Genomic DNA, 25,740 nt, shown 5'->3' with positions numbered 1-25,740 from the left:
GGCCACGGCCCATCAGCAGGTTGAACTTCTGGTCGGTGCCGCCCAGTTCGACGTCGGCCTCCAGCGCCACCGAGTCGTAGCCCTGCACCAGCGGGTACAGGAACTCGTGCAGGGCGATCGACTGCTGGGCGGCGTAGCGCTTGGCGAAGTCGTCGCGCTCGAGCATGCGCGCCACGGTGTGCTGGCCGGCCAGGCGGATCATGTCGGCCGCGCCCATCTTGCCGAACCACTCCGAATTGAAGCGGACTTCGGTCTTCTCGCGGTCCAGCACTTTGAACACCTGCTCTTCATAGGTACGCGCGTTGGCCAGCACGTCGTCCTTGCTGAGCGGCTTGCGGGTGACGTTCTTGCCCGAGGGATCGCCGATCATGCCGGTGAAGTCGCCGATCAGGAAGATGACCTGGTGGCCGAGGTCCTGGAACTGGCGCAGCTTGTTCAGCAGCACGGTGTGGCCCAGGTGCAGGTCCGGCGCGGTGGGGTCGAAACCGGCCTTGATCCGCAGCGGACGGCCGCTTTCCAGGCGCTGGCGCAGTTCCTCGGGCTTGAGGACTTCGTCGGCGCCCCGACCGATCAGGGCGATGGCTTCTTCAATCGAGGACACGGTGCAACTCCCGGCAATGCCTTATTTACATGAATGACGTTAAGTACAAGTTAACCGCATGTGCTTCACAAAAGCCAATAGGCACAAGGGTTTGACGCGGTATTTATACCTGTCTATGTTACCGACGTTTGGGCCCGCGCTCCCGGGCCAGCCAAGGAACACACCGACGATGCTCAATTCCGATCCAGGCCGCGCGCGCAAGCAGCGCTTCAAGGAACGTCTCCACGTCCTCCACGACACCGCCCTCCATCGGAAGCTCAAGCAGCATCTTCCCGCCGCCTTCAACCAGCGGTGGACCCGCCGGCACTGGATGCACGCCAGCCTGTTCGCCACCATCGGCGCACTGGTGGCCACCATCGTGCCCGGCTTCTCGCACACCATCGATGCGCCCTACCCGGCCGGCCATTCCACCCTGGCCCTGCCGCTGCCGCCGCTGTCGCTGGAACGCCGGCAGCAGACCCCCGGCGACAGCTGGCAGGTACTGCGCGTGCAGCGTGGCCAGACCCTGAGCAACCTGTTCGACGAGGCCGGCATCCCGGCCACGGTGATGCACCAGGTGCTGGAGCACCCGGGTGCGCGCGAGGCGCTGACCAGGCTGCGCCCGGGCGCGGAGATCGCCTTCGACCTGCCGCTGTCGGGCAACCTGCGCACGATCCGCTTCGACCGCGATGCCGACAACCGCGTGGAGCTGTCGCTGAAGGATGACCGGATCACCGAGAAGGTGATCAAGCGCGAATCCTCGACCCGCCGCATCGTCGCCAGCGGCGAGATCACCAGCTCGCTGTACGTGGCCGCGCGCAAGGCCGGGCTGTCGCCGTCGGCGATCGCCACGATGACCGACGAGATCTTCAAGTACGACATCGACTTCTCCAAGGACCTGCAGCCGGGTGACCGCTTCAGCGTGGTCATGGACGAAACCTGGCGCGAAGGCGAGAAGGTGGACACCAGCAAGATCCTGGCGGCCACCTTCACCTCTGGAGGCAAGACCTACAGCGGCTTCCGCTTCGACCGCAACGGCAAGTCGGAGTACTTCGATGCCAGCGGCCGCCCGCTGAAGAAGAGCTTCATCCGCATGCCGATCCCGTTCGCCCGCCTGAGTTCCAGCTTCGGCGCGCGCAAGCACCCGGTGCTGGGCAAGATGCGCATGCACAAGGGCGTGGACTACGCCGCGCGCACCGGCACCCCGATCATGGCCGCCGGCGATGCCCGCGTGCAGTTCGCCGGTACCCAGCGCGGCTACGGCAACGTGGTGATCCTGGACCATGGCCGCGGCCACACCACCCTGTACGGGCACATGTCGCGCTTCGGCAAGATCAAGACCGGCCAGCGCGTGGCGCAGGGCACGGTGATCGGCTACGTCGGCTCCACCGGCCTGGCCACCGGCCCGCACCTGCACTACGAATTCCGCGTCAACGGCGTGCACCGCAATCCGCTGTCGGTGACCATGCCGCCGCCGGAACCGCTGCAGGGCAGCGAGCTGGCCGCCTTCCGCGCGCAGACCGCGCCGGCCCTGGCGCGTATCCAGGGCATGGAAAAGCTGATCTACGCCGAGGCCAGCCCGGCCCCGCAGGCGGCCCCGGCGCAGACCCAGACCCAGACCGCCAGCGCGGCCAAGCCGGCCCGGCGCAACCGCGGCTGAGGCCGGCCACAGCGCGCGGGCACGCGCGCATTGACGGCGGCAACGGGTTGCGCCGAAGCTGGGCGCACCCCGTTTGACTGCCCAGACATGACCGCTGCCGCCGATCCGCATTCCCCGCTCTTCATCGGCCTGATGTCCGGCACCAGCGCCGACGGCATCGATGCCGCGCTGGTGCAGTTCCCCGCCGAGGGTGGCTGCCGCTTCGTGCATGGGCATACCCACCCGTGGGACCGGGCCTTCCGCGCCGAACTGATCACCCTGGGCGAAGGCGGCCAGCTCGCTTCGCTGGATGCGCTGGGCCGGATCGATGCGCAGATCGGCATCGCCTTCGCCGCGGCCGCCAACGAACTGCTGCGCGCCAGTGGCGTGGCGCGCAGCCAGGTGCGGGCGATCGGCTCGCACGGGCAGACCGTGCGCCATCGGCCGCTGGCCGACCCGGCGTTCACGCTGCAGCTGGGCGATGCCAACCGCATCGCCGAGGCGACCGGCATCACCACGGTGGCCGATTTCCGCCGCCGCGATGTGGCCGCCGGTGGGCATGGCGCGCCGCTGATGCCGGCCTTCCACCTGGCCATGCTGGGCACCACCGACGAAGACCGCGCCGTCCTCAACCTGGGCGGCATCGCCAACCTGACCCTGATCCCGCGCGACGGGGTGCCGCGTGGCTTCGATACCGGCCCGGCCAATGCACTGATGGATGCCTGGTGCCAGCGCCACTGCAGCATGCCGTTCGATGCCGATGGCGCGTTCGCGGCCAGTGGGCAGGTGGATGAGACGCTGCTGGCACGGTGGCTGGCCGAGCCGTGGTTCGCGCTGCCGCCGCCGAAGAGTACCGGACGCGAGCAGTTCCACCTGGACTGGGCAGCGCGGGCGATGGGCGATGGCCAGCACGCGGCGGCCGATGTGCAGGCCACCTTGCTGGAGCTGACCGCCGCCACCGTGGCCGATGCGCTGCTGGCGCACCTGCCCGGGGCGCGGCGGGTGCTGGTGTGTGGCGGCGGGGTGCGCAACCGGCAGTTGCTGCAGCGGCTGGCGGCGCGGCTGCCGGGGGTGGTGATCGAATCCAGCGCGGCGCACGGGCTGGACCCGGACTACCTGGAGGCGATGGGGTTTGCGTGGCTGGCGCAGCGCACGTTGGCCGGGTTGCCGGGCAACCTGCCCAGCGTCAGCGGCGCGCGCGGGCCGCGCATCCTGGGGGCGATCCATTTGGCGTGACCGGAGCGCCGGCCCGGTTTCAAGGTCATGCCGATATCGAACGTTGATCCAGGGTCGGCAGTCGACTGGGGTGCGACCCTACCAGTGCACGCCGACGGCCGCCGCAAGCGTAAAAACGGCGTCGGCCGTCGACCTCCGCCGCGCGGCGGAGATCAAAGCCCCTGTGCGTCAGGCAACGCCTGCAACGCGGCGATCGCGTCAGCCAGTGCATCCACTTCCGGGCTCTGGAAGCCGCTGCGGACCTCCAGCTCACTGGCGAACAGGCCCTGCTCCAGCAGCACCACGCAGGTGTGTTCGCGGGTCCAGCCGCGTGCAACCGCCACGCGCCGGATGCGTTCGTTCAACAGCGGGTCCAGATCCCGCAGCAGTAGATCAGCCATCGTTCTCCCCGTTGGCAACGCACCGCCCCCACGGCACAACGGGGTCGATCATGGCGCAGCGGGCAGCGCCGGGCAACCGCGGCTCAGGCCGGATGGAGCCGGCGTTGCTGCACGATCAGCAGGGCGCACAGGATCACGACCGGGATGGCGATCAACGCGGTGCCGATGAAGAACAGCGCGTAGCCCTCCAGCAGCGTCCGGCCCTGGGCCAACGACTGCACCGCCCAGCCGGACAGGCCTTTCAATGCCTTGCCCGGCATCGCGTAGAACGAACTGAGCAGGGCGTACTGGGTAGCGGTGTAGCCGATGCTGGTCAGGCTGGACATGTAGGCGATCAGCGCGGTGCCGGCAAAGCCGCCGGAGAGGTTGTCGATCGCCATGGCGATGGCGAAGCTGGTCTGGTCCGGGCCGACGTAGGCCAGCCAGGCGAAGGCCAGGTTGGAGGCCGGGCCCAGCACCGCGCCCACCAGCAAGGTGGCCAGTACCCCCCAGCGCACCGAGACCAGGCCGGCGGCGGCGATGCCGATGAAGGTGGCCACCAGCCCGACCGAGCCGCGCACCGCACCGACGGTGTCCTCGCTCAGGCCCAGGTCGACGTAGAACGGGTTGGCCATCGGCCCCATGACGAAATCGGCCATGCGGTAAATGCTGATGGCCAGCAGGATCAGGATCGCGCCGCTGCGGTGCTCGCGCAGGAAGGCGATGAACGGGCCCACCAGCGCATCGAACAGGCCACGCGGGGTCCACAGCGGGGCCGTCTGGAGCTGCACGGCCAGCTGCGCGCGGGCCGGTTCGCGGGCCATGACTACCGCGACCACGCCCAGCGCCATCAGCCCGGCCATGATTTCGTAGGAGATCTGCCAGCCGACCCGGGCGGCGATCAGCAGGATCAGCGCATCGGTGACCAGCAGCGCGGTGCGGTAGCCCAGCGCCGCCGAGGAGGTGAGCAGGCCGAGCTGCTCGCTGTTTTCAGCGCTCTCGATGCGCCAGGCGTCGATGACGATGTCCTGGGTGGCCGAAGCGAACGCCACCACCGTAGCCAGCACGCCGAACACCAGCAGATGCTCCCAGGCGATGCCGAGGAACAGTACGTGGCCGCCCTTGGGCTGCACCAGCGCCATACCCACCAGGGCCACGGCCACCACCAGCTGGGACAGCAGCATCCAGCCGCGGCGCCGGCCGAAGCGGCCCAGCAGCGGCGCGTCGATCTTGTCCACGATCGGCGCCCACAGGAACTTCATCGAGTAGGCCAGGCCCACCCAGGACAGGAAGCCGATGGTGTCCAGCTCGATGCCTTCCTTGCGCATCCAGAAGCCCAGCGTATTGCCCACCAGGTAGATCGGCAGGCCCGAGCTGAAGCCCAGCAGCAGCATCGCCAGCACCTTGCGCTGGCGCAGGTTGGCCAGCACCCGCTGCCAGGGGCGCCGGGGCTTGGCGACCGTGTCGGTCATGGGGCGTAGTCCACCGTGAACGGGGCATGGTCGGAGAAGCGTTCGTCGCGGTAGATCGAGCAGCTGCGCAGGCGCTCGCGCAGGCCGGGGCTGACGAACTGGTAGTCGATGCGCCAACCGACGTTGTTGGCCCGCGCCGCGCCGCGGTTGCTCCACCAGGTGTAATCCTGGCCTTCGGGGTGCAGCAGGCGGTAGGCGTCGGTCCAGCCCTGGCCGGCGGCGATGTCCAGCGCCTGGCCGGCATCGGCGCACTGGCCGTTGAGCCAGTCGCGCTCGGGCGGCAGGCAGCCGGAGTTCTTCTGGTTGGACTTCCAGTTCTTGATGTCCAGCGCCGAGCGCACGATGTTCCAGTCGCCGCACAGCACGTAGTCGCGGCCGCTGGCCAGCCACTGGGCCAGGATCGGGCGCAGCCACTCCATCACTTCGTACTTGAAGCCCTGGCGCAGGTCGCCCGAGCTGCCCGAGGGGATATAGAAGGAGACCACGCTGAGGTTGCCGTAGCGGGCCTCGATATAGCGGCCTTCATCGTCGAACGGGGCCCAGCCCAGCGAGGTGATCACCTGGTCGGGCTCGCGCTTGCTGTAGATGGCCACGCCGCTGTAGCCCTTCTTGGTGATGGCGTCGCGGTAGAAGCAGTGGTGGCCGTCCGGGCGGAACATCGGGTCGGTCAGCTGGTCTTCCTGGGCCTTGGTCTCCTGGATGCACAGAACGTCGGCGTCCTGGGCGCGGAACCAGTCGAGGAAGCCCTTGGTGGCGGCGGAACGGATGCCATTGGCATTGAAACTGATGATGCGCATGCTGACCCGGGTCTGGAGCGGTAACCGCCAAAGCATACCGGGAAGACCCGGCCCCGGCGCGCCGGAATGCGCCGCCATTGCTGGCTGACCGAGCCTGCCCGGGCCGGCGGCGGGGCCCGGCCCAGGCCCGTGAAAGGGCGAAAAAGCCGCCCATGCATTAGGATTTGTGGTCCAAATGAATTCAATAGAGTCCTGATGAGCGACCATCGCCACCGTTTCCTGCAACTGGCCCTGACCGCCGATGCCCTGCGTTTCGGCCAGTTCACCCTGAAGTCCGGGCGCCTGAGCCCGTATTTCTTCAACGCCGGCCGGTTCGACTCCGGCGCGCGCATGACCCAGCTGGCCGCCTGCTACGCCGATGCGGTGGAGGCCACCGGGCTGAAGTTCGACGTCGTGTTCGGCCCGGCCTACAAGGGCATCCCGCTGGCCACCGCCACCGCCTGCGAATTCGCCCAGCGTGGGCGCGACCTGCCGCTGTCGTTCAACCGCAAGGAAGCCAAGGCGCACGGCGAAGGCGGCAACCTGATCGGCGCGGACATGAATGGCAAGCGCGTGCTGATCGTGGACGATGTGATCACCGCCGGCACCGCCATCCGCGAGGCGCTGATCATCATCAAGGACGCCGGCGGCACCCCGGCCGGGATCGTGGTGGCGCTGGACCGCCAGGAGATCGCCTCGGAAACCGACCCGCGTTCGGCCGCCCAGGCCGTGGCCGAAGAAGCCGGCATTCCGGTGGTGGCGGTGGCCACGCTGGCCGACCTGCTTGATTTTGCCTCCGGAAATCCGGAACTTGTCGGGTACCGGCAGCCGCTGGAGGACTATCGGTCCCGCTACGGCAGCCGTCCGACACGCTGACAGCAGGGGGCTGCCATGTCCAGGATTGCCACGATCACCTTCATCGGCCTGTTGCTGGGCGCGCCGACGCTGCCGGCCCACGCCCAGCGCAGTAGTGGCGAGGCCAAGCCGAAGAAGCTGTATTGCTGGAACCAGGGCAAGGAGCGGATCTGCAGCGACGCGCTGCCGCAGGATGCGGTGAACAGCGCGCGCGAGGAATTCAGTGCCAGCAGCGGCCTGCGCAGCGGTGAAGTGCAGCGTACGCTGACCGCCGAAGAACGCGCCGACGCGGCGGTAACCACCGCGCAGCGCCAGCTGGACGCGGCGGCCGATGAGACCCGGCAACGCACCGAGCAGGCGATGTTGTCCACCTACGAGAACGAGGGCGACCTGCGCCGGGTGTTCACCGAACGCACCGGGATTCTGGGCAACAACGTGCAGACCGCCAGTTACAACGTGGCCAGCCTGCGCGATGCGCTGGTGACGCTGCTGGCCGCGGCCGGCGACCGCGAGCTGGCGGGCAAGCCGGTGGCCGAAAAGCAGGCCCAGAGCATCCGCCAGCGCCACGCCGAGCTGGTCGCGCAGCGACGCATGCAGGCCGCCTTCGAGCAGCAGCGCCGGGCGCTGGACGTGGAGATCGAAGAGACGCTGCAGCGCTATCGGCTGCTGAAGGGCGTGGCGGCCGACCCGCAGGCGTGATGCGCTGGCAGGATCGGTAGAGAGAGAGGCGGCCTTCGGGCCGCCTTTTTTATGGATCCCGAACGGGTACGCGCAACGGTAGTGCCCGCCGCTGGCCGGCTCCTCGCACATCCGTCCAGCATCATGAGGAGCCGGCCAACGGCCGGCACTACCGGGTCGGGGACAGCCGGATGGTGACCGGCCGCATTTTTATGCACTTTTTACGCTTGGGCACGGCCCTTGGCGTGGCCCCTTTATGCCGGTGAAGCAGACCATGGCTGCCTGACGTGGAGTGGTTCCACCTGGACGTCCCATGAGCCTGCATCTGCCTGCCCTTCCTGCCGCGAGCGCCCCCGGGCGCCGATCGCGTGCCTGCCCTGCCGCCGCTGCCCCGTGCACGGCGGCCTTTCCTTCCCGCATCTGAGGCCACGACCATGCCTGCCTGGCTTTCCCTGGTGTGCGGCGTGCTGGTGCTCGTCGCCGCCGCCTATCTGCTGTACGTCGTGCTTCGGCCCGAAGCGTTCTGACCGGAGCCGACCATGACCGAGATCCTGTTGATCCTGCTGGCCAGCATCGTGCTGGCCTTTCCGCTTGGGCTGTACCTGGCCCGGGTGATGCGCGGTGGCCCGATGCGCGGCGATGCGCTGTTCGGGTGGATTGAAAAACCGCTGTACTGGCTGCTCGGGGTGAACCCGGCGCGCGGCATGTCCTGGCGTGGCTACGTGATGGCCTTCCTGCTCAGCAACGTGGTGATCGCGGTGCTGGTGCAGGCGGTGTTCATGACCCAGGCCTGGCTGCCGTTCAATCCCGACCAGATTCCCAACATGCGCTGGGATACCGCGCTGCACACCATGGTGTCGTTCCTGACCAACACCAACCAGCAGCACTATTCCGGCCAGGCCCAGCTGTCCTACTTCGCGCAGATGACCGCAATCACCGGCCTGCAGGTGGTGACCCCGATGATGGGGCTGGCCCTGGCGGTGGCCACCCTGCGTGCGCTGTTCGGCGCCCGCCCGGACGAGGTGGATGCGCAACAGGCGGCCCAGCTCAGTGGCGACCGCCGCGTGGACGTGGGCAACTACTACGCCGACGTGGTGCGCGCCTGCGTGCGCTTCATGCTGCCGCTGTGCCTGTTGTGGGCGGTGCTGCTGACCAGCCAGGGCGTACCGTCCACGCTGGCCGGTGGCCCACAGGCCACGCCGATCGATGCAGCCTCGGGCATGGACGCGCAGAAGCTGCCGCTGGGCCCGGTCGCGGCGATGGTCGCGGCCAAACAGCTCGGTGCCAATGGCGGTGGCTGGTATGGCCCCAACAGCAGCATGCCGTATGAAAACCCGACCCCGCTGTCCAATGCGCTCGAACTGATCGGCATCCTGCTGATCCCGATCAGCGTGATCTTCATGCTGGGCGCGTTCACCGGGCGCCGGCGGCTGGCCGGGCTGGTGTTCGGCTGCATGCTGGCGATGTCCAGCCTGTCGGTGGCGGCTACGGTGTGGCTGGAAGGCCATTCGGCGACCGCCGCCAGCCCCTTGCTGATGGAAGGCAAGGAAGTGCGCTTCGGCGCTGACGGAACCGCCTTGTGGGCCGCGGTGACCACCCAGGTCTCCAACGGCTCGGTCAACGGCATGCACGACTCGCTCAGCCCGCTTGCCGGCGCCGTGCCGCTGGTCAACATGCTGGTCAGCGCGATCTGGGGCGGCATCGGCTGCGGCCTGCAGCAGTTCCTGGTGTACCTGCTGCTGGGCGTGTTCCTGGCCGGGCTGATGACCGGGCGAACCCCGGAACTGTTCGGACGCAAGCTGGAAACGCCGCAGATCCGCCTGCTCGCCCTGCTGGTGCTGCTGCAGCCGATCACGCTGCTGACCCTGACCGCGGTGACGCTGGCGATCCCTTCGATCACCGGCACCTCCAATCCAGGCTTCCATGGCGTCAGCCAGGTGTTCTATGAGTACACCTCGGCGTTCGCCAACAATGGTTCGGGCTTTGAGGGGCTGGGCGATGCCACGGTGTGGTGGAACCTCAGCTGCACCCTGGTGCTGCTGCTGGGCCGCTACCCGGTGCTGATCATTCCGCTGGTCGTGGCCGCGCAATTGGCCGCCAAGCGCCGCGCCCCGGAGTCGGCCGGCACGCTGCAGATCGAAACCCCCACCTTCGCGTTCACCCTGATCGCGCTGATCGCCATCCTGACCGTGCTGCAGTTCATGCCGGCACTGGTGCTGGGCCCGGTGGCCGACCACCTGTCGCTGACCTCGCACTGAGACCTGATGTCATGAGTACCGCTCCCATGAGTAGCTCTTCCCTGAACGCTTCCACCCACCGCCGCCAGCGCCTGCTCGACGGCGCCGGCTGGCGCCGTGCGCTGCGCGATGCGGTGATCAAGCTGTCGCCGCGGCACCTGCTGCACAGCCCGGTGATGGCCGTGGTGATGGCCGGTACGGTGATCAGCCTGCTGATCACCGTCACCGGCAACGCGCCGCTGGGCTTCGGCCTGGCGGTGACCGGCATCCTGCTGCTGACCGTGCTGTTCGGCAATTTCGCCGAAGCAGTGGCCGAAGCGCGCGGCCGCGGCCAGGCCGCGTCGTTGCGCCGTGCCCGCCAGGACCTGAGCGCACGCCGGCTGGCCGCCGCCCATCCCGCCGCCAGCCAGACCCAGGTGCCCGCTGCCGAACTGCGCCCGGGCGACCATGTGATCGTCAGTGCCGGCGAACTGATTCCGGCCGACGGCGAGATCGTGCAGGGCCTGGCCACCATCAACGAAGCGGCGGTGACCGGTGAATCGGCGCCGGTGCTGCGCGAGGCCGGTACCGACCGCAGCGGCGTGATCGGCGGCACCAAGGTGCTCTCGGACCAGATCATCGTGCGGATCACCGCCGAACCGGGGCACAGCTTCCTGGACCGGATGATCGCGCTGGTGGAAGGCGCCAACCGCCAGAAGACCCCCAACGAAGTGGCGCTGACCCTGCTGCTGGCGGCGATGACGCTGACCTTCCTGGTGGTGGTGGCCACCCTGCCGGCGATCGGCGCGTTCGTCGGCGTCAGGGTCGACCCGCTGCTGCTGATCGCCCTGCTGGTATGCCTGATCCCCACCACCATCGGCGGCCTGCTGCCGGCGATCGGCATTGCCGGCATGAACCGGGCGCTGGCGGCCAACGTGCTGGCCAAGTCGGGCAAGGCGGTGGAAGTGGCCGGCGACGTCGACGTGCTGCTGCTCGACAAGACCGGCACCATCACCTATGGCGACCGCCAGGCCACGCACTTCCATGCGCTGGCCGGCGTCGATGCCAGCCAGCTGCGCGAAGCGGCGCTGCTGTCCTCGCTGGCCGACCCGACCCCGGAAGGCAAGTCGGTGGTGCGGCTGGCGCGCGAGCTGGGCTGCAGCACCGCCGAACCGGACCGTGCGGACTATCTCGCCTTTACGGCGCAGACCCGCATGTCCGGCGTGGACCTGGACGGTGGCCGGCGCATCCGCAAGGGCGCCGGCGATGCGATCACCGCCTATGTGCGTGAGCTCGGTGGCACGGTGCCGGCCGAACTGGCCGGACGGGTGGAACAGGTGGCGCGCAATGGCGCCACCCCGCTGGTGGTCTGCGAAGGCCGCCACGTGCTGGGGGTGATCGAGCTGTCGGACGTGGTCAAGCACGGCATGCGCGAGAAGTTCGCGCAGCTGCGCGCGATGGGCATCCGCACGGTGATGATCACCGGCGACAACCCGCTGACCGCCGCGGCGATCGCTGCCGAGGCCGGGGTGGACGACTACATCGCCGAGGCCCGCCCGGAAGACAAGCTGGCCCGCATCCGTGCCGAACAGGCCGGCGGGCGGCTGGTGGCGATGGTGGGCGACGGCACCAACGACGCCCCCGCGCTGGCCCAGGCCGACATCGGCCTGGCGATGAATTCCGGCACCCAGGCCGCCAAGGAGGCCGGCAACATGGTCGACCTGGACTCGGACCCGGCCAAGCTGCTGGCGGTGGTGGAAGTGGGCAAGCAGCAGCTGATCACGCGCGGTGCGCTGACCACCTTCTCGCTGGCCAACGATGTGTCCAAGTACTTCGCCATCCTGCCGGCGCTGTTCGCCTCCACCCTGCCGGCGATGGCCGCGTTGAACGTGATGCAGCTGTCCAGCCCGCGCAACGCAGTGCTGGCGGCGCTGATCTTCAATGCCCTGGTGATTCCGGCGCTGATCCCGCTGGCGCTGCGCGGGGTGCGGTTCCGCCCGGCCACCGCCACCGTGCTGCTGCGGCGGAACATGCTGGTCTACGGGCTGGGCGGCGTGCTGCTGCCGTTTGCGGCCATCAAATTGATCGACCTCTTCCTTGTCACGGTGTTCGGCGCATGAACCGCTCGCTTGCTACCCCTGCTTCTCCTGTGGCGCGCGACCGCGCCACTCCCGCCACCGCCCTGCAGCAGCACGGCGCCTGGCGCCCGGCGCTGGTGCTGGGCGCAGCCAGCCTGCTGCTGCTCGGGCTGGCCTATGCGCTGGCCACCACCGGCGCCAGCCGGCTGCTGTTCCCGGCCCAGGCCGATGGCAGCCTGCTGGTCCGCGACGGCCAGGTGCGCGGCTCGCGGCTGATCGCCCAGCCGTTCACCGGCGAGGGCTACTTCCAGGCGCGCCCGTCAGCGGCCAACTACGACCCGATGGCCGCCGCCGGCAGCAACCTGGCGCGCAGCAACCCGGCCCTGCAGCAACGCGTGCAGGCCAGCATCGCCACGGTGGCCGCGCGCGAAGGCGTGCTGCCCGCGCAGGTGCCCGGCGACCTGGTCACCCAGTCCGGCGCCGGCATGGACCCGGAGCTGTCGCCGGCCGCCGCGCAGCTGCAGATCGCGCGGGTGTCACGCAGCCGCGGGCTGCCGGCAGCGCGCGTGGCGGCCCTGGTGCAGGCCCATACGCTGGGCCCGCAATGGGGCGTGTTCGGCCAGCGCCGGGTCAACGTGATGACGTTGAACCTGGCGCTGGATGACCTCAAGGCCGCCCCGTGATGCCAGGATCGCGCCGCCGGGCGCACAATCGCCACCCATGAACGACCCCCGCACCCGCCAGGCCGATGCCCTGGTCGAACGCCTGCAACGCGAAGCCGGTGGCAAGCTCACCGTGTTCCTGGGCGCCGCGCCCGGCGTGGGCAAGACCTACAGCATGCTCAGCCGCGCGCACGAACAGCTGCGCCGCGGCGTGGACGTGGTGATCGGGCTGGTGGAAACCCACGGCCGCGCCGAGACCTCGGCGCTGCTGGAGGGCCTGCCGCAGGTGCCGCTGCTGCAACGCCAGTACCAGCAGCACGTGTTGGGCGAGATGGACCTGGACGCGGTACTGGCCCGGCACCCGGCGCTGGTGCTGGTGGACGAGCTGGCCCACCGCAACGTGCCCGGCAGCCGCCACGAACGGCGCTGGCAGGACGTGATGGAACTGCTGGAGGCCGGCATCGATGTGTGGACCACGGTCAACATCCAGCACCTGGAAAGCCTCAACGATGTGGTGATGCGCATCACCGGGGTGCGGGTCAGCGAGACCGTGCCCGATGCGGTGCTGGACCGCCTGCACGACATCGTGCTGGTGGACCTGCCGCCGCGCGAACTGATCGAGCGGCTGCAGCAGGGCAAGGTCTACGTGCCCGAGCAGGCCGCGCAGGCGCTGCAGGCATTCTTCTCGCCGTCCAACCTGACCGCATTGCGCGAGCTGGCCATGCAGGAGGCGGCCGACCGCGTCGACACCAGCCTGCGCGAGACCCGCGCCGCCCGTGGCGAGGGCAACCTGCCGCTGCGCCGGCGGGTGCTGGTGGCCATCGACGGCGGTGGCCAGAGCGAGTACCTGGTACGGGTGGGCCGGCGCATCGCCGAGCGCCGCGACGCGCCCTGGACGGTGGTGACGGTGCAGAACCGCCGCCAGGACGAGGCCACCGGGCGCGAGATCGATGCCGCCTTCGCGCTGGCCCGGCGGCTGGGCGGCGAGGCCGAGCTGCTGCACGGCACCAGCATCGCCGATGCGCTGCTCGACCATGCCGCGCACAACAGCGTGTCCACCCTGGTGCTGGGCCGTACCCGCGAGCGGCCGTTCGCGCGCATGCTCAACCGCACCCTGACCCAGCAGCTGATCCAGCGCGGCGCGCACTACGAGATCACCATCATCGGCACCCCGCAGGCGCGCGCCCGGGCCCGCCGCGTGGGGCTGTCGATGCCCACCCGCAGCACCGGCCAGGATGCGCTGCTGGCCCTGGCCGCCACCGCGCTGGCCTGCCTGGTGGCCATGCTGGCCGAGCGCTGGATCGGGCTGTACGACCTGTCGATGGTGTTCATCCTGGCGGTGGTGATGGTGGCCGCGCGCAGCCGCACCAGTGCGGCGGTGATCGCCGCGGCGCTGTGCTTCCTGTCCTACAACTTCTTCTTCATCGCCCCGCGCTTCACCTTCGCCATCAGCGCCCGCCAGGGCGTGATCACCGTCTTCCTGTTCCTGGTGGCCGCGCTGGTCGCCGGCCGCCTGGCCTCGCGCCTGCGCATGCAGGTAGTGGCGCTGCGCGCGGCCAACCGGCATGCCAATGCGCGCCAGGCGCTGGGCCGCCAGCTCAGCCGCGCGCCCAGCAACGAGCAGGTGGCCCAGGCCGGCCGCGAGGCGCTGGAGCAGGCGCTGGATGCGCCGGCCTGGCTGCGCATCGGCCAGGACACCAGCACCAGCGGCAGCGCCGCGCCGGGCGAGACCGACCTGGCCGCGGCCGACTGGGCACGCCGCCACGGCCAGCCCAGCGGCCGCTTCACCGATACGCTGGCTGGCGCCGAGTGGTGGTTCCTGCCGCTGCTGGACGGCGATGACCGCGCCATCGGCGTGGCCGGCATGCGCTTTGCGCGCAGCGCATCGCGGCTGACCCCCGAGCAGCGCCAGCTGGCCGAGGCGATGGTGGACGACATCGCCCAGGCCGCGCTGCGCACCCGGCTGGTGGCCGAGCTGGAACAGGCGCATGTGAGCAACGAGACCGAGCGGCTGCGCTCGGCGCTGCTGTCGTCGGTATCGCACGACCTGCGCTCGCCGCTGGCGGCGATGATCGGCTCGGCCGACAGCCTGTCCAGCTATGCCGATGCGATGGACGCGCAGGACCGGCGCGCGCTGCTGGACACCATCCTGGTCGAGGGCGAGCGGCTGGACCGCTATATCCAGAACCTGCTGGACATGACCCGGCTGGGCCACGAAGGCCTGCAGATCAACCGCGACTGGATCGGCGTGGACGAACTGGTCGGTTCGGCCGCACGCCGGCTGCAACGCTACCAGCCCGAGGTGCGCCTGCAGCTGGACATTCCGGCCACGCTGGCGCCGATCTGGGTGCACCCGGCGCTGGTCGAGCAGGCGGTGTTCAACGTGATGGAAAACGCCGCCAAGTTCTCCCCGCCCGGCGCGGCGGTGGAGGTACAGGCGCGCCTGGTGGAGGGCGAGCTGCGCATCGACGTGCTCGATGCCGGCCCGGGCATTCCCGACCAGGAGCGGGCGCGCATCTTCGACATGTTCTACAGCGTGGAGCGCGGCGACCGCGGCCGCCACGGCACCGGGCTGGGCCTGACCATCTGCCAGGGCATGATCGGCGCCCACGGCGGCAGCGTGCAGGCACTGCCGGGCCGCGACGGACGCGGTACCCTGATCCGCATCACGCTGCCCCTGCTGCAACCCCACCCTGCCGATGACAACGACGATTCCTGAACTGCCCCAAGGCGTGCCCCCGGCGCGCGTACTGGTGATCGATGACGAGGCGCAGATCCGCCGCTTCCTCGACATCAGCCTGCGCGCGCAGGGCTACCGCGTGCACCAGGCCGCCACCGGCCAGGCCGGGCTGGAACTGCTGGTGAGCGAAGGCGCGGACCTGGTGATCCTGGATATCGGCCTGCCGGACATGGAGGGGCATGAGGTGCTGGCCGAGCTGCGCCAATGGAGCCAGGTGCCGGTGATCATGCTGACCGTGCGCGCCAGCGAGACCGAGAAGGTGCGCGCGCTGGACAACGGCGCCAACGACTATGTGACCAAGCCGTTCGGCACCCAGGAACTGATGGCGCGGGTGCGTGCGCTGCTGCGTTCGCGCACGGTATCGGCCGATGGCGTGCTGCCGCAGTTCGACGATGGCCACCTGCATATCGACCTGGTGCGCCGCGAAGTGCACCTGGATGGCGCCGCGGTGGCGCTCACCCGCAAGGAATACGCGTTGCTGTCGCTGCTGCTGCGCAACGCCGGCCGGGTGGTGACCCAGCCGCAGATCCTGCAGGAAATCTGGGGGCCCACCCACCAGCACGACACCCACTACCTGCGCATCCTGGTCGGCAAGCTGCGGCACAAGCTGGGCGATTCGGCGCTGGATTCGCGCTACCTGTTCACCGAACCCGGCGTGGGCCTGCGGTTCAAGGGGTGAGCCGGGCGGCGTTGAACGCCCGGGCGTGACACGCGCTGGCAGGGTCGCGTCCGGATCGACTGCCGGTAGCGGTGCCGCGCGCGATGGCGGCATGAACATTGGCGGAGAAGCACGCTTCCGATTCGTGGTCATGCCGATACCGAACGCTGGCTGTTCCACTGCGGTTGATTGGGATGCAACCCTACCGGGGTGCCCGCCGCATCCCAACGAAGGTACCGGCCATGGGCCGGTACCTTTCCCGATCAGAAGCCCAGCGCCACGCCGGGCAACAACGGTTGCAGCTGCTCGCGGAACAACGCCTTGATCCGCTCCAGCGCCGCCTCGTCGTCGGCTTCGAAGCGCAACACCAGCACCGGGGTAGTGTTGGAGGCGCGCAGCAGGCCCCAGCCATCGGAGAAATCGGCGCGCAGGCCGTCGATGGTGGCCAGGCGCGCGCCGGCGAACGGCGAGTCCTCGGCCTGCGCGGCCGAGACGAACAACGACACCAGCGCATGCGGCGTGCCCGATTCCACCGGCACCTTCAGCTCCGGGGTGGAGATGCTGTCGGGCAGCGCGTCGAGCACCTCCGACGGCGTCTGTTCGCTCTGGGCCAGGATCTCCAGCAGGCGCGAGGCCGCGTACAGGCCATCGTCGAAACCGAACCAGCGTTCCTTGAAGAAGAAATGCCCGCTCATCTCGCCGGCCAGCTCGGCGTCGGTCTCGCGCATCTTGGCCTTGATCAGCGAATGCCCGGTCTTCCACATCAACGGGCTGCCACCGTTGCGCAGCACGTAGTCGGACAGCTTGCCGCTGCACTTGACGTCGTAGATCACCAGCGCACCCGGGTTGCGCATCAGCACATCGGCCGCGAACAACATCAACAGGCGGTCGGCATAGATGATGCGGCCCTCGCGGGTGACCACGCCGAGGCGGTCGCCATCGCCATCGAAGGCCAGGCCGATATCGGCGTCGAAGCGCTTCACGGTCTGGATCAGGTCTTCCAGGTTGCGCGGGTCGCTGGGATCGGGATGGTGGTTGGGGAAGGTGCCGTCCACATCGCAATACAGCGGAATGACTTCGGCGCCGATGGCCTCCAGCAGCGGCTGGGCCAGCTCACCGGCCACCCCGTTGCCGGCATCGGCCACCACCTTCAGCGGGCGGTCCAGCTGCACGTCATCGGCGATGCGCTGGATGTAATCGGCGTTGACCTCGCGCTGCTGCAGGCTGCCCGGTTCGGCGGCCACGTGCAGCTGGCCCTCGGTGATGCGCTGGTACAGCTCGGTGATGGCATCGCCGGACAGGGTTTCCCCGCCCACCACGATCTTGAAGCCGTTGTAGTCCGGCGGGTTGTGGCTGCCGGTTACCGCCACGCAGCTGCCCGCGCGCAGGTGGTAGCTGGCGAAATACACCACCGGGGTGGGGGCCAGGCCGATGTCGATGACATTGCAGCCGGCGCGGCGCAGGCCTTCGATCAGCGCCGCGCTCAGTTCCGGGCCGGACAGCCGGCCGTCGCGGCCCACCACGATGTCGCGCAGCCCCTGCACCTGCAGCACCGAGCCGATCGCCTGGCCGATCAGCGTGGCCACCGCTGCGGTCAGCTCGCGGCCGACCACCCCGCGGATGTCGTAGGCGCGGAAGATGCCGGCCGGCACGTCCTGGCCGGCCACGCCGGGCAGCGCCGGTGCGGCAATGGCCGCTGCGGCCGGCTCGCCCTCGGCCACCGGGGCCAGCGCGATGCTCTCGCGCAGGGTGGGGCCTTCATCGCCCACGGCCTGGGCGCTGGCGCGCCGGCGTGGCATCGGCATGCGGCCCTTGCCGAACTGCAGCATCGCCGCAATCGCCAGCAGCAGTGCGGCCACCACCGCACTGCCCAGGCCGCCGATGCCCAGCGGGCCGGGCTCGATATCCGGCACCGCCGCGGCCAGGCGCAGGCCGCTCTTGCCGATCGGCCGGGCCAGGCCCTCGGCGCCCTCGGACAGTTCGGCGCTGCCCTGCTCGATCACATTGTGGTTGCCCTGGCGCAGGGCCAGGTAACCGGCGTCGGGCACCCGCACCTGGTCGAAGATGGCGGTCAGGCGCAGCAACGGCTGGCGCACATAGACCAGTGCCGGCCCCTCGCTGCCCAGCACCACCGGCGCGGCCAGGCCCAGGCGCTGGCCACCGGCGTCGCGTACCACCCGCGCCACCACCCCTTCGCCGGCATTGGCCGCTTCAAGCAGGGCCAGGCGTGAATAGCCGAACGCCTTGGGATCGGCATAGGCCGCATCCAGCGCGGCCGGCAGCACCTGCACCTCTTCGGTGCCGGGCCAGCCCTCGCGGATGGCCAGCGCGGTCGCCCCGGTATCGCCGGCGGCCAGCGCGGCACTGACCCGCCCGCTCTTGAGCAGCGTGCGCAGCTGCGCCTGCTGGCCGTTCAGCGCCGCCAGCAGGCCGTCGGCCACCTGGTCGCGCGACTGTTCCAGCGCGGTGCCCACCGAGGCCTGGCGCCACTGCCGCACCGCGCTCCAGCCGAACCACAGCGCCAGCAGCACCAACACCCCGACCAGCAGTGGCCCGGTACGTTTGCTGGCCAGCCGTGGCTGCTTCTCCGCGTTCGTCGTGCTCATGGATGTTCCCCCTGTCAGCGCACCCCGGTATGGCCGAATCCACCCGTTCCCCTGGCGCTGTCGGTGAAAGTATCCACTACCTGCAGGCCAACGCGCGCGATGGGCAGCACCACCAGCTGCGCGATGCGGTCGCCGGGCTGCAGGGTGAAGGGCTCGCGGCCCCGGTTCCAGGCGCTGATCAGCAGCGGGCCCTGGTAATCGGCGTCGATCAGCCCGGTGCCGTTGCCCAGCACGATGCCGTGGCGGTGGCCCAGCCCCGAGCGCGGCAGTACCACCGCGGCCAGGTTCGGGTCGGCGATATGGATGGCGATGCCGCTGGGAATCAGCGCGGTGTCGCCCGGCTGCAGGGTGAGCTCGGTTTCCAGCGCCGCGCGCAGGTCCAGCCCGGCGCTGTGCTCGGTGGCATAGGCCGGCAGCGGCCAGGTATCGCCGAAGCGCGGGTCGAGCAGTTTCACCTGCAGCGGCTGAAGGGTGGAATCAACGCTCATGCGTGCAACCTCTGGGCAATCAGGGACAACAGTTGTTCGGCCAGCACGGCCTTGGAGGTGCCGGGGAACACCTGTTCGCCGCCCTGCCAGTAGGCCGTGGCCGCGTTTTCATCGCTTTCAAAGCCGCCGTTGGCAATGCCCACCTGGTTGGCGATCACCAGGTCCAGGCGCTTGTCGACCAGCTTGCCGCGCGCGTACTTCTCCACCTCGTGGGTTTCGGCGGCAAAGCCGACCACCAGCTTGAGCGCGTTGGTCTGCGCGGCCACCTCGGCCAGGATGTCCGGGGTGCGCACCAGTTCCAGGGTGAGGGTCTGGGTGCCGGCGGTCTTCTTCAGTTTCTGCGGGGCGACCTGGCGCGGGGTGTAATCGGACACCGCCGCCGCACCGATATAGATATCGGCCGGCAGCGCGCCCAGCACCGCCTCGCGCATCTGCGCGGCCGAGCGCACATCCACCCGCTGCACCCCGGCCGGGGTGGCCAGCTGCACCGGCCCGCTGACCAGCACCACCTGCGCGCCCTGGCGCACGGCCGCAGCGGCCAGCGCGTAGCCCATCTTGCCGCTGCTGCGGTTGCCCACGTAGCGCACCGGGTCCAGGTCTTCATAGGTGGGGCCGGCGCTGATCACCACGCGCAGGCCCTTGAGCTGCTGCTCGGGCGCGTCGGCCACGGCCGGTGCCTGCTGCGCGGCCAGCGCCGCGACGATCGCATTGGGTTCGGTCAGCCGGCCGGGGCCGGACTCGCCCTCGGCCAGCGGGCCGTCTTCGGGCCCGATGACCTGCGCGCCGCGCTGGCGCAGCAGGGCGATATTGGCCTGGGTGGCCGGGTGCTGCCACATACGGTGGTTCATCGCCGGGCACACGGTGAGCGGCGCGGTGGTGGCCAGGCACAGCGTGGTGACCAGGTCATCGGCATGGCCCTGGGCCAGCCGGGCGAGCAGGTCGGCGGTGGCCGGCGCCACCACGACGCGATCGGCCCAGCGGGCCAGCTCGATATGGCCCATGGCCTGCTCGGCGGCGCTGTCCCACAGCGTGGTGCGGGTGGGCTGCCCGGACAGGGCCTGGAAGCTCAGCGGGGTGACGAACTGCTGGGCCCCGGCGGTCATCGCGACCTGCACCCGGGCCCCGGCATCGCGCAGGCGGCGCACCAGTTCCAGCGACTTGTAGGCGGCGATACCGCCGCCCACGCACAACAACAACTTCTGGCCTTCCAGCGGGCGCACCGACGCCGGGGAAGCCTGGGGGGAGTCAGCCACCTTGGGTGTTCCTGTCGAACCGAGGCGATTAGCTTACCTGATGGGGTGTGGGGGGCTGATGCCCCAGGGGCATGAAGGGGGTGTTTTTGGTTATGAGGGACAGCAGGTTTCCCTCCTGGTTTTGGCTGGCCGTCGGCGGGCAAGGTGCTCCAATCACCCTTCAACCAGTGAACGGTGGCCCGCGTGGTGTCAGTCGTTAAAAAAGAATGCTTTAACAACGCGTGCAGCTGGGAAAGATGTCTTTCGCAGCTGAAACCGCATCCAAAGGATGCTTTGCCATGCCGCGCATCACCGGGACCTATCTGACTACTGCGACGCGCGGTAGACCCGGCGTTCGGCCCTAACGCTTGGCGGATGAAGATCGCGACATGTTCCGCCGTAGTGGATCGCCCCGATAGTCAGAGTCTACAAATGGCCAATGTCCCGGGTTTCTCAGACCCAATGACGCGGCGGTCTCTGATGGTCGTGCAGCGCACGTGCCTCCAAGCTGTCCAGCATGGCAATCAAAAACTGGCCCAAGGACGAACAACCGCGCGAGAAGCTGCTGGCACGTGGCCCGGCGGCGCTGTCGGATGCCGAGCTGCTTGCTTTGTTCCTGGGTACCGGCTGTAAAGGCCTGGATGTGATGGAGAATGCGCGGCTTCTCCTTAAAGACCACGGCCCACTGCGGCGATTGCTCGATCTGAGCGCCCCGAAGCTGAAAAAGCTGCCAGGTCTCGGCCCTGCCCGCGCCTGCGAACTGGTGGCCGCACTGGAACTGGCCGACCGCCACCTGCGCGCCCAGCTGGATCGCGGCGAGAGCATGCGCGAGCCCCAGTCCGCGATCCGCTACTTCAAGCAACGCCTGCGCGGCCGCCCGCATGAGGTCTTCGCCGCCCTGTTCCTGGACACCCGCAACCGCACGCTGGCCTTCGAGGAACTCTTCACCGGCACCATCGACGCGGCCACCGTCTACCCGCGCGAAGTGGTCCGCCGCGCCCTGCTGCACAACGCCGCGGCGGTGATCGTCAGCCATAACCACCCCTCCGGCAGCGCCGAGCCGTCGGCGGCCGACCGGCAGATCACCCGGCACCTGCAGGAGGCGCTGAACCTGGTGGGGGTGCGGCTGCTGGACCATGTGGTGGTGGGGGAAGGCACGCCGGTGTCGATGGCCGAGCGGGGCTGGCTGGAACCGGCGCTGACCTTCCGGGGCTGAACGGGCCGGTCAGGCCCGGGGCCTTGGGGGCCTGGAACGGCTGGGGGGCCGCCGCGCGCGGCCCGGTCCGCTGCGGTTCAATGGATCGGGGCGGCATCTGGGCTAAAATTACCGATTCCGCCGCTCCAGTCCCAAAGCAGGCCTTGTGAAAAATCTCCTCCGCGCCCTGATCAGCCAAGGCATCGAAGCCTTGCGCGCCAACGGCACTCTGCCGGCCGATACCCTGACCCCGGAATTCGTGGTGGAACGCCCGAAGACCCGCGAGCACGGCGATTTCGCCACCAATGCGGCGATGCTGCTGGCCAAGCCCGCGCGCAGCAACCCGCGCGCCCTGGCCCAGGCGCTGCTGGATGCGCTGCCCAAGAGCCCGGATGTGCTGCGCGTGGAAATCGCCGGCCCGGGCTTCATCAATTTCCACCTGGCCCCCAGCGCCTACCAGCGCGAAGCGGCCGGCGTACTCAAGGAAGGGGCCGATTACGGCCACAACCTGAGCGGCAACGGCCGTACCGTGGGCGTGGAATACGTGTCGGCCAACCCGACCGGTCCGCTGCACGTGGGCCACGGCCGCGCCGCGGCCATCGGCGACTGCCTGGCGCGCCTGCTGGAAGTGAACGGCTGGAACGCCAAGCGCGAGTTCTACTACAACGACGCTGGCGTGCAGATCGAGAACCTGGCGCTGTCCACCCAGGCGCGCGCCAAGGGGCTCAAGCCCGATGAGGCCGGCTGGCCGGAAGCGGGCTACCGCGGCGACTACATCCAGGACGTGGCCAACGCCTACCTGGCCGGCGCCAGCGTTGAGCTGGAAGGCCACGCGGTGGTGGGCGAGCGCGATGCCGACAACCTCGATGCGATCCGTCGCTTCGCGGTGGCCTACCTGCGCAACGAGCAGAACCAGGACCTGGCCGCGTTCGGGGTGGATTTCGACATCTACTTCCTGGAAAGCTCGCTGTACAAGGACGGCAAGGTCGAAGAGACCGTGGCCAAGCTCAATGCGGCCGGGCATACCTACGAGGAAGGCGGCGCGCTGTGGCTGCGCTCGACCGATTTCGGTGACGACAAGGACCGCGTGATGCGCAAGTCCGACGGCACCTATACCTACTTCCTGCCGGACGTGGCCTACCACCTGAGCAAGTGGCAGCGCGGCTACGAGCGCGCGATCACCGAGCTGGGGGCAGACCACCACGGCTCGCTGGCGCGCGTGCGCGCCGGCCTGCAGGCGCTGAACGTGGGTATCCCGCAGGGCTGGCCGGAATACGTGCTGCACCAGATGGTGACGGTGATGCGCGGCGGCGAGGAAGTGAAGCTGTCCAAGCGTGCGGGCAGCTACCTGACCCTGCGCGACCTGATCGAGGAAGCCGGCCGCGATGCGACCCGCTGGTTCCTGATCGCGCGCAAGCCCGATTCGCAGCTGACCTTCGATATCGACCTGGCCCGCCAGCAGAGCAACGACAACCCGGTGTTCTACGTGCAGTACGCGCATGCCCGGGTGTGCAGCCTGCTGCGCCAGGCGCAGGAGAAGGGCCTGCCCTACACCGCCAGCGAAGGCGTGGCCGGGCTGGCGTCGTTGGACGACGAGGCGTCGCTGTGGCTGATGATTGAAATGTCGCGCTTCCCCGAAGTGGTGGAAGCGGCCGGTATTGCGCTGGAACCGCACCTGGTTGCGCAGTACCTGCGTGAATTGGCGCATGCGTTCCACACGTGGTATCACGGCACGCAGGTGCTGGTGGCCGATGCGCCCGAGCGCAATGCCAAGCTGGCCCTGGCCTGCGCGGCGCGCCAGGTCCTGGCCAATGGCCTGAACATCCTGGGCGTTTCCGCCCCGGAAAAAATGTAAGCAGTGGAGAAGCAGTAAATGGCAGCACGACGCGGCAAGAGCCAGGCACGACGCAACAGCAGCCAAGGCACACCGGGATGGGTGTGGCTGGTGGCCGGTGTGGCGATTGCGGCCGTGGTGTTCCTGGCGGCACCAAACCTGTTCAAGAGCGACGGCGATGGCTTCCTGCGGGTAGGCCCGCAGCCGGACCCGAACGCACAGCCGGCGCCGGTCAGCGATGCCGACCCCGACGTGGGCGCCGAGCTGCCCAAGCCGGGCACCACGCCGGCCGAACCGGCCAAGCCGGCGGCGACGCAGTACGACTTCTACACCCTGCTGCCCGGCAAGGAAGTGGAAATGTCCGATGCCGAGCTGGCCGCCAGCGCCCGCGCCGAAGACCAGCGCCGCGCCAAGGCCGAGGCCCAGCGCGCGCAAGCGGCACTGGAAGGCCGCCCGGTACCGGCCGGCCCGGCCACCGCCGCGCCGGCGGCCACCGTCGCCACCGCCACGCCAGCCACGGTGACCACCTCGCCGTTGCCAGCGCCGGTGACCGAGCGCCCGGCGGCCACCACCGCGCCGGCCGCTACGCCAGCGACGGCGGCAGCCACCACTGCACCGAAGCCGGCGGCGACGGCCGCGGCAACGCCGGCCGCCGCCGATCCGGCGGCCAGCAATGTGCGTTACATCCTGCAGGCTGGCGCGTTTGGCGCTTCCGGCGATGCCGAGGCGACCAAGGCCAAGCTGGCCATGATCGGCCTGGCGGCGCGGGTGGAATCGGCGCAGATCAACGGCAAGACCGTGTACCGCGTGCGCATGGGGCCGTACGGCAGCGCCGGCGAACTGGCCGAGGCCAAGCAGAAGCTGGATGGAACCGGGCTTCAAGCGATGGCGATCAAAGCTCAATAAGGTTCCAACGCATCGGCGGGGGCGCACCCTGCCGCCAAGCCAGGGAGGGCATGAAGGTGGCATTGCATTACCAGCCGAAAGTGGGAGAAGTAGTCGAATGCGACTTCGGCCAGTTCCCCGATCCGCCGATCACGCCACCGGCCAATGGGCGTATCCCCAATGAGATGCGTAAGCGGCGACTGTCGCTGGTGCTCAACGGCCGCCTGCCCAATGGTTGCGTGCTGGTGGTGCCCCTATCGTCCTCGCACAACCCCGATGCGGTGACGCGGGGATTCCATGTGTTGTTGCCATCGGCGCTGATTCCGCTCACCCACGCCTACGACCCGCGCGACCGCTGGGCCATCGGCGAGTGTGTGACCCACGTGGCGCGTTCACGCCTGCATCCGCTGCGCGACCGCAATGGGGCGTTGAGCGTATACCTGCCCAGGACGGTGGTGGCCGATGTGCAGCGGGCGGTACTGCGCAGTTGCAGCGGGCTGTCGCTGCTGGCCCCTGCGGCGGTGGCGGACCAGGCCCAGCCTGCCTGAACGCTTCCCGGCGCGGATTTGACGTTGCCCCGGGTGAGCGGTAGCATCGCGTCATTGGCCTTAGAGCCCTTTGCTTCACCTATTTGGCCTTGAGCCCTGAAAAAGCCCCGTACTGCGGGGCTTTTTCTTTTTCCGACGCCGGCCGATGCTGTTGCGGAGCGAGGCGGTTTTACCCAAACCCGGGCAGCCGATCGGCTATCGTCCGCGCATGACCTCCCTCCCCGATCCTGCTGACCTTCCCGGCGTTGCCGGTGCCACCGGCCGCTACCGCGAATGGGCGCCGGCGGCGCCGCTGCGTGGCTGCTTCGGGCAGCTGTGGCGCAGCGATCTGCCGGTGGGCCACAGCGGCGCGGTGGCGGTGCTGCCCGATGGCTGCGTGGATATCCTGTGGCGCGATGGGCGGCTGTATGTGGTGGGGCCGGATGTGGTGGCCGCGCACCCGCAGCTGGCGCCCGGCGCGCAGGTGCTGGGCGCGCGCTTCCAGCCGGGGGCGGCGCGGGCGTGGCTGGGCCTGCCGTTGTCGGAGCTGGTCGGCACGGCGGTGGAACTGGACGCGCTGCTGGGCGCGCGGGCGCGGCAACTGGCCGCGCGCCTGAACGATATCGGCGATGCCGATGCCCGCCAGCAGCGGTTCGCGCTGGAACTGGCCGCGTTGCCCGGCAGCAGTGGCGGCAGCCCGCACGCCAACGCGGCGCAGGTGTTCGCGCGGGTGCGGGCCGGCGACATGGACCTGGCGCAGTTGTCGGCCACGCTGCAGCTGAGCACGCGCAGCCTGCGCCGCCTGTGCCATGAGCAGTTCGGCTATGGGCCGAAGATGCTGGAGCGGATTCTGCGGCTGCAGCGGTGGCTGGCACTGGCGCGGGCGCAGCCGCGCGCCGGGTTGGCGGCACTGGCCCTTGACGGTGGCTACGCCGACCAGTCGCACCTGAGCCGCGAGGTGCGGGCGTTGGCCGGGATCGGGGCGGCGCAGCTGTGCGCGCAGTGGCGGGCCTGACTGGCCGTT

General features: G+C 69.5%; 22 protein-coding genes (1 of these 22 cut by a window edge). 15 read left to right on the top strand and 7 right to left on the bottom strand.

Annotation, left to right across the window (positions count from 1 at the left end; translation table 11 throughout):
- On the bottom strand, positions 1 to 601 hold the 5' portion of the coding sequence (tyrS, locus tag AC3ITM_RS01875; RefSeq protein WP_489267991.1) for a tyrosine--tRNA ligase. The gene continues 611 nt to the left of window position 1, outside the view; only the first 601 of its 1,212 coding nucleotides appear in the window; the start codon lies at positions 599 to 601; the stop codon falls past the left edge of the window.
- Between the two features lie 169 nt (positions 602 to 770).
- Between tyrS and AC3ITM_RS01870 the strand changes: the two genes are divergently transcribed.
- Both AC3ITM_RS01870 and AC3ITM_RS01865 read left to right on the top strand, forming a co-directional pair.
- Positions 771 to 2,240, top strand: a complete 1,470-nt coding sequence (locus tag AC3ITM_RS01870) for a M23 family metallopeptidase (protein ID WP_489267990.1) — start codon at positions 771 to 773, stop codon at positions 2,238 to 2,240.
- An 87-nt stretch (positions 2,241 to 2,327) separates the two neighbouring features.
- Entirely contained in the window at positions 2,328 to 3,455 is a 1,128-nt protein-coding gene (locus AC3ITM_RS01865) for an anhydro-N-acetylmuramic acid kinase (protein ID WP_489267988.1), read from the top strand.
- Positions 3,456 to 3,607: 152 nt separating this feature from the next.
- On the opposite strand, the gene AC3ITM_RS01860 is transcribed toward AC3ITM_RS01865, so the two are convergent.
- From AC3ITM_RS01860 to AC3ITM_RS01850, 3 genes are all read right to left on the bottom strand, one after another.
- The gene (locus AC3ITM_RS01860; RefSeq protein WP_489267986.1) at positions 3,608 to 3,835 is read right to left on the bottom strand and encodes a hypothetical protein; all 228 of its coding nucleotides are present in this window, start codon (positions 3,833 to 3,835) and stop codon (positions 3,608 to 3,610) included.
- A gap of 83 nt (positions 3,836 to 3,918) precedes the next feature.
- The gene (locus tag AC3ITM_RS01855) at positions 3,919 to 5,286 is read right to left on the bottom strand and encodes an AmpG family muropeptide MFS transporter (protein ID WP_489267984.1); all 1,368 of its coding nucleotides are present in this window, start codon (positions 5,284 to 5,286) and stop codon (positions 3,919 to 3,921) included.
- Positions 5,283 to 6,083: an exodeoxyribonuclease III gene (locus AC3ITM_RS01850; RefSeq protein WP_489267982.1), complete on the bottom strand. Its 801-nt coding sequence runs from the start codon at positions 6,081 to 6,083 to the stop codon at positions 5,283 to 5,285. The genes AC3ITM_RS01855 and AC3ITM_RS01850 overlap by 4 nt, the downstream gene beginning before the upstream one ends.
- Before the next feature lie 195 nt (positions 6,084 to 6,278).
- On the opposite strand from AC3ITM_RS01850, the gene pyrE reads away from it, so the two are divergent.
- The 8 genes from pyrE (at position 6,279) to AC3ITM_RS01810 (ending at position 15,970) form a co-directional block, all read left to right on the top strand.
- Positions 6,279 to 6,938, top strand: coding sequence for an orotate phosphoribosyltransferase (gene pyrE, locus AC3ITM_RS01845; RefSeq protein WP_489267980.1), 660 nt, complete (start codon positions 6,279 to 6,281; stop codon positions 6,936 to 6,938).
- Positions 6,939 to 6,953: 15 nt separating this feature from the next.
- Positions 6,954 to 7,616, top strand: a complete 663-nt coding sequence (locus AC3ITM_RS01840; RefSeq protein WP_489267978.1) for a hypothetical protein — start codon at positions 6,954 to 6,956, stop codon at positions 7,614 to 7,616.
- 413 nt (positions 7,617 to 8,029) lie between these two features.
- A complete protein-coding gene (locus tag AC3ITM_RS01835) occupies positions 8,030 to 8,122 on the top strand; it encodes a potassium-transporting ATPase subunit F (RefSeq protein ID WP_017355708.1) in 93 nt (30 codons plus the stop codon).
- A gap of 12 nt (positions 8,123 to 8,134) precedes the next feature.
- Positions 8,135 to 9,853, top strand: a complete 1,719-nt coding sequence (kdpA, locus tag AC3ITM_RS01830; RefSeq protein WP_489267976.1) for a potassium-transporting ATPase subunit KdpA — start codon at positions 8,135 to 8,137, stop codon at positions 9,851 to 9,853.
- A 26-nt stretch (positions 9,854 to 9,879) separates the two neighbouring features.
- Positions 9,880 to 11,931 carry a potassium-transporting ATPase subunit KdpB gene (gene kdpB / locus AC3ITM_RS01825; protein ID WP_489267974.1) on the top strand — a complete coding sequence of 684 codons (2,052 nt, stop codon included), beginning with the start codon at positions 9,880 to 9,882 and terminating at the stop codon, positions 11,929 to 11,931.
- A complete protein-coding gene (gene kdpC / locus AC3ITM_RS01820) occupies positions 11,928 to 12,572 on the top strand; it encodes a potassium-transporting ATPase subunit KdpC (RefSeq protein ID WP_489267972.1) in 645 nt (214 codons plus the stop codon). The genes kdpB and kdpC overlap by 4 nt, the downstream gene beginning before the upstream one ends.
- Positions 12,573 to 12,609: 37 nt before the next feature.
- Positions 12,610 to 15,270 carry an ATP-binding protein gene (locus AC3ITM_RS01815; RefSeq protein WP_489267970.1) on the top strand — a complete coding sequence of 887 codons (2,661 nt, stop codon included), beginning with the start codon at positions 12,610 to 12,612 and terminating at the stop codon, positions 15,268 to 15,270.
- Positions 15,251 to 15,970 (top strand): response regulator transcription factor, encoded by a 720-nt coding sequence (locus tag AC3ITM_RS01810; protein WP_489267968.1) that lies wholly within the window; start codon positions 15,251 to 15,253, stop codon positions 15,968 to 15,970. The genes AC3ITM_RS01815 and AC3ITM_RS01810 overlap by 20 nt, the downstream gene beginning before the upstream one ends.
- Before the next feature lie 242 nt (positions 15,971 to 16,212).
- On the opposite strand, the gene AC3ITM_RS01805 is transcribed toward AC3ITM_RS01810, so the two are convergent.
- From AC3ITM_RS01805 to coaBC, 3 genes are read right to left on the bottom strand one after another with little or no spacing between them, the layout of a single operon-like run.
- Positions 16,213 to 18,555, bottom strand: a complete 2,343-nt coding sequence (locus AC3ITM_RS01805) for a phosphomannomutase/phosphoglucomutase (RefSeq protein WP_489267966.1) — start codon at positions 18,553 to 18,555, stop codon at positions 16,213 to 16,215.
- Between the two features lie 14 nt (positions 18,556 to 18,569).
- Complete coding sequence (gene dut / locus AC3ITM_RS01800; protein ID WP_228884524.1) at positions 18,570 to 19,043, bottom strand: dUTP diphosphatase; 474 nt, start codon at positions 19,041 to 19,043, stop codon at positions 18,570 to 18,572.
- Entirely contained in the window at positions 19,040 to 20,296 is a 1,257-nt protein-coding gene (gene coaBC, locus AC3ITM_RS01795; RefSeq protein WP_489267965.1) for a bifunctional phosphopantothenoylcysteine decarboxylase/phosphopantothenate--cysteine ligase CoaBC, read from the bottom strand. The genes dut and coaBC overlap by 4 nt, the downstream gene beginning before the upstream one ends.
- A gap of 496 nt (positions 20,297 to 20,792) precedes the next feature.
- Here coaBC and radC point away from each other — a divergent pair, with 496 nt between their 5' ends.
- The 5 genes from radC (at position 20,793) to AC3ITM_RS01770 (ending at position 25,731) form a co-directional block, all read left to right on the top strand.
- Positions 20,793 to 21,491 (top strand): RadC family protein, encoded by a 699-nt coding sequence (gene radC, locus AC3ITM_RS01790; protein WP_489267963.1) that lies wholly within the window; start codon positions 20,793 to 20,795, stop codon positions 21,489 to 21,491.
- A gap of 145 nt (positions 21,492 to 21,636) precedes the next feature.
- The gene (gene argS, locus AC3ITM_RS01785) at positions 21,637 to 23,325 is read left to right on the top strand and encodes an arginine--tRNA ligase (protein ID WP_489267961.1); all 1,689 of its coding nucleotides are present in this window, start codon (positions 21,637 to 21,639) and stop codon (positions 23,323 to 23,325) included.
- Between the two features lie 18 nt (positions 23,326 to 23,343).
- A complete protein-coding gene (locus AC3ITM_RS01780) occupies positions 23,344 to 24,210 on the top strand; it encodes an SPOR domain-containing protein (RefSeq protein ID WP_489267960.1) in 867 nt (288 codons plus the stop codon).
- A 50-nt stretch (positions 24,211 to 24,260) separates the two neighbouring features.
- Entirely contained in the window at positions 24,261 to 24,737 is a 477-nt protein-coding gene (locus tag AC3ITM_RS01775) for a type II toxin-antitoxin system PemK/MazF family toxin (RefSeq protein WP_489267958.1), read from the top strand.
- A 208-nt stretch (positions 24,738 to 24,945) separates the two neighbouring features.
- Positions 24,946 to 25,731 (top strand): DUF6597 domain-containing transcriptional factor, encoded by a 786-nt coding sequence (locus AC3ITM_RS01770; protein ID WP_489267956.1) that lies wholly within the window; start codon positions 24,946 to 24,948, stop codon positions 25,729 to 25,731.
- The last annotated feature ends 9 nt before the right edge of the window (positions 25,732 to 25,740 follow it).

It is taken from the genome of Stenotrophomonas sp. KH_029, assembly GCF_057839765.1.
The sequence above is the reverse complement of the archived record's forward strand: the minus strand, read 5'-3'. Positions and strand labels throughout refer to the sequence as shown.